The sequence below is a fragment of the Inquilinus sp. genome (assembly GCF_057815775.1).
Genome location: NZ_JBYRFX010000295.1, coordinates 1 through 7,767, shown reverse-complemented (window position 1 = coordinate 7,767; position 7,767 = coordinate 1). Strand labels below are relative to the sequence as shown.

Genomic DNA, 7,767 nt, shown 5'->3' with positions numbered 1-7,767 from the left:
GTGCCGGGGGCGCACAGCCCGGTGCCGCCATCGGGATCGTCGCACTCCTGGTCCTTGGCGAACTGGCAGCTGTCATCGCCGCCCGCCGCCGGCTCGGCCGGGGTGGTCGGGGTCTGCGGCACGACACCGGGGTGGGCCTTGCAGTCGGTGGTGTCGGTGCCGGCGGCGCAGGCGCCGGAGCCGATGCCCGGCTCGTCGCACTCGCCATCCTTGGCGAAGGGGCAGCTGTCGTCGGTGGCGCCGCTGGGCGGCACCGGCGAGGCCGGGGCCTGCAGGTCGCCGCGCTTGCCCGCGCAATCCGCCGTGTCGGTGCCGGCGGCGCAGGCGCCCGAGCCGATGCCGGGCTCGTCGCACTCATTGTCATGGGCGAAGGGGCAGCCGTTGGCAGTATCAGCCGGCGGCACCGGCTGGGGCGTGGTCGGGGCCGGCACCGGGGTCGCCGGCGCCGCGCCGCCGTGCTTGGCCTTGCAGTCGGTGGTGTCGGTGCCGGCGGCGCAGGCACCGGAGCCGATGCCCGGCTCGTCGCACTCGCCATCCTTGGCGAAGGGGCAGCTGTCGTCGTTCGCCCCGGGGGCCGGGGTGCTCTGCTGGGCCGGCGCCGCCGGTGTGGCTGGCGCAGTCGGGGCGGCCGGCGCAGCCGGGGCCGCGGTATGGGCGGGGGCAGCCGGAGCGCCCGGCCGGCAATCGGCGCTGTCGGTGCCGGGGGCGCAGGTGCCGTTGGTTTCGTCGCATTCGCCGTCATGGGCGAAGATGCAGGAATTCTCGGTGCCGGGGGCCGGGGTCTGCTGCGCCGCGGCCGGGGCCGCATGCAGCTGGAAGCCCAGCACCAGGACCGGCAACGCCGTCCGCCAGAGCCATGCCCGCGTCGAAGCCATTGCGATGGTCCCTTCCCTTCGGCCGCGTCGATCCGCGCTGTGCCATAGATACATGCAGGAGGATGGCATGACAAAGGCGCCCGAACCCCACCTGCTCCGTTGCCTCGACGGAACGATCGGGCGTATCAATCACGCCCTCCGCAGTGAAATGGTTCCCTGAGCATGAGCACCTCCGCGCCCGCCCCCGTCCATGTCATCGGCGCCGGCCTCGCCGGCAGCGAGGCGACCTGGCAGCTGGTGTCGGCCGGCGTGCCCGTGGTGCTGCACGAGATGCGGCCGATGCGCGGCACCGAGGCGCACCAGACCGACGGCTTCGCCGAGCTGGTGTGCTCCAACTCTTTCCGCTCGGACGACGCGATGTACAACGCGGTCGGCCTGCTGCATGAGGAGATGCGGCGCTGCGGGTCGCTGATCCTGCGCCATGCCGATGCACACAAGGTGCCGGCCGGCGGCGCGCTGGCGGTCGACCGCGACGGCTTCTCCGCCGCCGTGACCGCCGAGCTGGCGAACCACCCGCTGGTGACGGTCGAGCGCGGCGAGGTCGCCGGCCTGCCGCCGGAGGCCTGGGACAGCGTCATCGTCGCCACCGGCCCCCTCACCTCCCCGGCCCTGGCCGAGGCGGTGCGTGGCCTGACCGGCGAGGCGGAGCTGGCGTTCTTCGACGCCATCGCGCCGATCATCCATCGCGAATCGATCGACTTCGACACCGCCTGGTTCCAGTCGCGCTACGACAAGCCCGGCCCCGGCGGCACCGGCAAGGACTACATCAACTGCCCGATGACGAAGGAGGAGTACGACGCCTTCATCGCCGAGCTGCTAGCCGCGCCCAAGACCGAGTTCAAGGACTGGGAAAAGGACACGCCGTATTTCGACGGCTGCCTGCCGGTCGAGGTGATGGCCGAGCGCGGGGCGGAGACGCTGCGCTTCGGCCCGATGAAGCCGGTCGGCCTGACCAACCCGCACAGCGACCGCAAGCCCTGGGCCGTGGTCCAGCTGCGCCAGGACAACGCGCTGGGCACGCTGTTCAACATGGTCGGCTTCCAGACCAAGATGAAATACGCCGAGCAGGTGCGGGTGTTCCGCATGATCCCGGGCCTGCAGAACGCCGATTTCGCCCGGCTGGGCGGGCTGCACCGCAACACCTTCCTGAACAGCCCGCGGGTGCTGGACCCGACGCTGCGGCTGAAGGCGCTGCCGCGGCTGCGCTTCGCCGGCCAGATCACCGGCGTCGAAGGCTATGTCGAAAGCGCCGCGATCGGCCTGCTGGCCGGTCGCATGGCCGCGGCCGAACGGCTGGGCCAGGCCATCGTCCAGCCGCCTGATACCACCGCCCTGGGCGCCCTGATCGGCCACATCACCGGCGGTGGTGCGGCCGACACCTTCCAGCCGATGAACGTCAATTTCGGCCTGTTCCCGCCGCCGGAGGTGCCGGAGCGCCAGCCCGGCCAGAAGAAGGTCAAGGGCCGCGACCGCAAGACCCTCTACGCCGAGCGGGCGCTGGTCGATCTCGATGTGTGGCTCGGGCGGCGCGCGGCCGCCTGAGCCCCAGGCAGCTCAGCGTTTGCCGAACAAGTTGCGGCTGACGGAATCGAAGAAGCTGAACAGGGCGTCGCCGGCAATGATCCCGGCGGCGACCACCTCCATCTCGCTCCGCCCCTCCTCGCCACGCCAGCGGGTCCACACGGCCCGGATCAGGATGCCGGCCAGCACCGCCCAGCCGGCCAGCGGTGCCGCCAGCAGCAGGCCGGTGGCGAACAGGATGCCCATCTGCCGCTTCGACCCGCCGAGGAACTGGATCAGCGCGCCGGGGATGGCCCACAAGGCGAGCGACCGGGCCACGTCGGGCGCCACGCCGGCGCCGATGGTGGCCGCATAGACCCGGTCGACCGGCGGCAGCATGTCCTGGGCGAAGAAGGTCTGCCAGGAGAAGAACACCACCACGATCGCCACCAGGAAGGCGACCATCGCCGCCAGCAGCTGCTGCCGCCGGCCGTCGCGCTCGAAGTCCGGGTCGGCGCCGTGGCCGCGCAGGATGTAGCCCGCCTTGAGGTCGTAACCCATGTCGGCGAAGGCCGGGCCGGTGGCGGCGGAGAAGGCGACCAGGGCGGCCAGCGCCGTCGGCGGGAAGCCGACCAGCATGCCGATCACCAGCGTGATCAGCGCCACCGCGAAGGCCGGGAACCAGCCGGAATGCATCGCCGCCAGCCCGACGATCAGTTCATGCACGAAAGCCGCGAAGGCGGCATAGAGAATGAAGGCGACCAGCATGCCCCAGGACAGCTCCGCCCACACCCCGCCGGCGATGGCGATCAGCACCGCCAGGGCGATGTAAGCGACAGTGCCGAGGCCGAGCGCCCGCCGCAGCGACGCGTCCGACTGGGTGCGCGACGCACTGTCGGTATCCTTGCGCAGGATGGTCTGCACCACCTGCAGCAGCGCCACCAGCCCGGCGCCGATCATCACGCCATGCGGGATATAGGCCTTGGCCAGGTCGCCGCCGGGGATGATGCCGGCGAAGGCGTCGCCGCCGAACAGCTGGGTGGAATAGCCGCGCAGCAGCAGGCCGACGCCGAACATCGCCAGCGCCCAGATGTTGCCGATGAAGGCGATGCCGAAGGCCGACATCGGGATCTTGAAGAAGGATCCGACGGCACCGATGGCGACGCCGAGGCCGAGCAGCACCGCCTTGCGGCCGCCCTGGTCGCCGGCCTTGATCGCCTCGGCAGCGGCCACGCCCGGCGGCCAGGCGCCGGTGGCCGGGAAGATCTTGCTGTCAAACATCCGGTACAGCATGTAGGCGTCCAGCAGCATGGCCAGGGCGATGCCGCCGAACATCGGCAGCACCAGGTCCGGCCGGCCCAGCGCATAGGGGATGCCGATCGGCAGCAGCAGGCTGTTGGCAGCGCCGAAGGTGGCGGCGGAGATCGCGCTCTGCGCCAGGTTCTGGACATGGATCGAGCGGTAGCGGGCGAACAGGCCAAGCGGGATGCGCGCCAGCACCATGGCCGCCAGGGCGCCGATCAGCGAGGTGTTGGCCGAGACGCCGAGGCTGACCAGGATCTGCATGCCGATGATGGCGCCGAAGACGCAGAGCAGGATGATCAGGGCCAGCGTCGCCGGTTCGAACACGCTGGGATGGCGGCGCGGACCGGCCGGTACAGGGGCCGGCTCCGCGGTCGGGTCGTGCTGCATGAAACCTCCTGGAGGGAACCGCTTGCCGCGGTCTTGCTCTCGCGATGCGGGGCCTTGGGCGCGCCCTGTGGAGATGGGCCGCGCGTCCCGAAGAACGCGCGGCCCTGGGGGTCAGGCAGCCTTGGCGGCCGCTTCTGCATCCTTGGCGTCCGGTGCCGAGACCAGCCCGTCGCCGATGTCGCGGTCCAGCTTGGCGCGCGGCCGATCCGCCGGATCGCCGTAACCGGCACCGCCGGCCAGGGTGACCTCGACGATCTCGCCGGGGCGGCTCAGCTGCACCAGCTCGCCGGTGCCGCAGTCGCGCAGGATCTGGCCGTCATCGTCGCGCACCAGGCCGCGGGCCGAGCCGCCAGGGGCACCGCCGAACAGGCCGGGATTGGTCTTCCCGACGCCTTCGGGATAGACCGCGACGAAGGTGGCCAGCCCGTCATCCGCCAGCTTGCGCAGGGCGACGCGCTGGCCCAGCCCGCCACGATGGCGCCCCGGCCCGCCGGAATCGGTGACATAGGTCTTCTCCAGCACCAGCACCGGCACCCTGGTCTCGAACAGCTCGATCGAGGTGTTGGCGGCCGAGGTCGGCCACAGCAGGCCGGACTTGCCGTCGCCATGCGACGAGGCACCCTGGCCGCCGCCCATGAACAGCATGTCGGAATAGGTGCCGCCCTCGGCGTCGCGGCCGTAGATCGTGGCCGCCACCGGCAGGCCGGTGTTGGCCTGCACCTTGTCCGGCGCCGCCTCGGACAGCGCCCGGAAGATGTTCGGCGCGATGTACCAGCCGGTGCGGGTGCGCAGGTTGACCGCCATCGGCCGGCTGGCGTTCAGGATCGACCCTTCCGGCGCCTTGACCTGGAACGGCCGGTAGCAGCCGGCATTGCCGCGGACATTGGGCGTCAGCATGCATTTCAGCGGATAGGTCGCATGCGCCTCGGTGTAGTTCAGGGTGCAGTTCAGCCCGCCCTGCGGCAGCTGCGCCGGGGCGCCAGCAAAGTCGAGGGTGATGCTGTCGCCGGCGATGGTCAGCGCCAGCGGATAGCGCAGCCTTTCGCCCAGCGGGTTGTTCTCGATCTCCGACCGGTAGACGCCGTCGGGCAGCGCCGCGATCGCCTCGCGCATCGCCTTCTCCGACCGGCCCTGCACCACGGCGGCCAGGGCCCGCAGGTCCTGCATGCCGTATTCCTGCATGAAGGCGACCAGCCGTTCGGCACCCAGCGCGTTGGCGGCGACGAAGGAATGGACGTCGCCGGTGACCTGGCCGGGGTTGCGGACATTCTCCGCCAGCAGGCGGAACAGCGTCTGGTTCGGCCGCCCGGCCTCGACCAGCTTCATCGGCGGGATCTGGAACCCCTCCTCGAAGATCTCGCGGGCCCGCAGGCTGTCCTTGGTGCCGCCGATGTCGGAGACATGCCCGACCGTGCCCATCAGCCCGACCAGCCGCCCGTCATGAAACACCGGCGTGACCACGGCGATGTCGAACAGATGGCCGGCGCACAGCCAGGGGTCGTTGGTGATCAGCACGTCGCCGGGCTGCAGCGTCTCGGCCGGGTATTCCGCCAGCAGCGCCTTTACCGCCCGCGGCAGGGTCAGGTTGAACACCGGCATCGCCCGCGGCGAATGGGCCAGGGTCTCGCCGTCGGGGTCCAGCAGCTCGCAGGCGAAATCCTGGGCTTCGGAGATCACCAGCGAGAAGGCGGTGCGGCAGACTGTCAGCCACATCTCCTCGACCACGGTGACCAGCCGGCTCCACATGATCTCCAGCGCGATCGGGTCGGCCTCGATCCGGGCGATCGCCTCGGGCAGCGTCATCTCGGCCGTGACCAGCGCCTGGACCGGCGCGGCGACGCCGATGGCGATGCGCAGGTTCAGCGTCTCGTCGACCCGGACGATGTCGCCCGGCGGCACGATGGTGGTGGATTCCCGCTCCTCGATGATCGCCGGGCCTTCGATCCGGTCGCCCGGCACCAGGGCGTAGCGGTCATAGACCACGGCCTCGACCGTGCCGTCGGCGAAGCGCGCCAGCCGCGTGCCTTTGCGCTTGGCCGCGGCGTCGCCGCCGCCGGTGGCGCCGGCCAGCGACAGGGTCGGCGTCGGGCCCAGGCAGCGGACGCGGAAGTTGATCGCCTCGATCTCGGCACCGCCATACAGCGAGGTGTAGCGGGCGGTGTAGACCGTGGCGAAGGCGGTGCGGATCGCTTCCAGGCTGCCGGCGTCGATCGCACCGGCCGGCAGCGGCACCGCGATCTCGTGCATCTGGCCGGTCAGCCGCATGTCGGCGCTGCGCTCGACGGTGACATCAGCCGCCTCGACGCCGGCCTCGGCCAGCCGGCGACGGCCTTCGTCCTCCAGTTCCGCCAGCACACCGTTGACTGCGGCGGCGTCGAACGCCCCGGCGAACCGCACCGGGTGCGACCGCACCAGCTCGAAGGACAGCGGCGCCGCCAGGAAGCCCAGCGCCGAGGCCGCGCCGGAGGCCGGCGGGATGATGGCCTCGGCCACCCCCAGCACCCGCGCCACGCCGGCGGCGTGGGCCGGGCCGGCGCCGCCGAAGCCGACCATGGCGTAGCGGCGCGGATCCTTGCCCTTCTCGACCAGATGGACGCGGGCGGCGGCGGCCATGCTCTCGGTCACCACCTTGTGGATGCCCCAGGCCGCGTCCTCGACCGACAGGCCGAGCGGCTGCGCGACCCGGGCGACCGCGGCCTCGGCCGCCGCCTTGTCCAGCGCCATGCGGCCGCCGAGGAAGAAGCCGGGATCGTAATAGCCCAGCACCAGGTTGGCGTCGGTCACCGTCGGCTGCGCGCCACCCTTGCCGTAACAGGCCGGGCCGGGATCGGAGCCAGCGGAATGCGGGCCGACGCGCAGCAGCCCGACCTCGTCGATCGAGGCGATCGACCCGCCGCCGGCGCCGATCTCGATCATGTCGATGACCGGCGCCTTGATCGGCAGGCCGGAGCCCTTCTTGAAGCGGTGCATGCGCCCCGCCTCCATCATCGGCGCGATCTCGGCCCGGCCGTCCTCGATCATGCAGGCCTTGGCGGTGGTGCCGCCCATGTCGAAGGAGATGACGTCGGGCTTGCCGGCCAGGGCGCCGAACAGCGCCGTGGCCAGGCCACCGCCGGCCGGGCCGGATTCGAGCAGCCGGATCGGGAAAGCGCGTGCCGTCTCCGGCGCCACCAGCCCGCCGGCGGAGTGCATCAGCCGCAGCGTGCCCTTGAAGCCGCGCGCCGCCAGCTCCCGCTCCAGCCGCTGGAGATAGCGGTCCATCAGCGGCTGGACATAGGCGTTGGCGCAGGTGGTGACGCAGCGCTGGTACTCCCACAGCTCCGCCACGACCTCGGAGGACAGCGACACCGCCAGTTGCGGGAATTCCGCACGGGCGATCTCGCCCACGATTCGCTCATGCTCCGGGTTGCGGTAGGAATGCAGGAAGCAGACCGCCACCGCCTCCGCCCCTTCTTCCACCAGTCGGCGCAGCGCGGCGCGCACGGCATCCTGGTCCAACGGCGTGACCACGGCGCCGTCGCGGTCCACCCGCTCCGGCACCTCCAGCCGCAGCCGGCGGGCCACCAGCGGCTCCGGATACTGCAGGAACAGGTCGTAGATGTCGTAGCGCTGCTCCGTCCCCATCTCGAGGATGTCGCGGAAGCCCTGGGTGGTGATCAGGCCCAGCTTGGCGCCCTTGCGCTCGATCACCGCGTTGGTG

3 protein-coding genes and 1 pseudogene are annotated in these 7,767 nt (G+C 71.5%); 1 reads left to right on the top strand and 3 read right to left on the bottom strand.

What is annotated here, in order from left to right:
* Positions 1 to 875: pseudogene (locus AC3XYG_RS10540) on the bottom strand (hypothetical protein); the annotation flags it as partial.
* 162 nt (positions 876 to 1,037) lie between these two features.
* Between AC3XYG_RS10540 and trmFO the strand changes: the two are divergent.
* The gene (gene trmFO / locus AC3XYG_RS10535) at positions 1,038 to 2,417 is read left to right on the top strand and encodes a methylenetetrahydrofolate--tRNA-(uracil(54)-C(5))-methyltransferase (FADH(2)-oxidizing) TrmFO (RefSeq protein WP_489139782.1); all 1,380 of its coding nucleotides are present in this window, start codon (positions 1,038 to 1,040) and stop codon (positions 2,415 to 2,417) included.
* Between the two features lie 12 nt (positions 2,418 to 2,429).
* Here the strand turns inward: trmFO and AC3XYG_RS10530 are convergent, their stop codons facing one another.
* On the bottom strand, positions 2,430 to 4,067 hold the full coding sequence (locus AC3XYG_RS10530; RefSeq protein WP_489139781.1) for an OPT/YSL family transporter: 1,638 nt from the start codon (positions 4,065 to 4,067) through the stop codon (positions 2,430 to 2,432).
* Positions 4,068 to 4,178: 111 nt separating this feature from the next.
* Positions 4,179 to 7,767: hydantoinase B/oxoprolinase family protein (locus tag AC3XYG_RS10525; protein WP_489139780.1), on the bottom strand; the 3,589-nt coding region annotated here is incomplete at its 5' end.

Excerpts from the sequence above, each read along its gene's own strand:
- trmFO (WP_489139782.1), top strand. The coding sequence starts at position 1,038 with ATGAGCACCTCCGCGCCCGCCCCCGTCCATGTCATCGGCGCCGGCCTC.
- AC3XYG_RS10530 (WP_489139781.1), bottom strand. The coding sequence starts at position 4,067 with ATGCAGCACGACCCGACCGCGGAGCCGGCCCCTGTACCGGCCGGTCCG.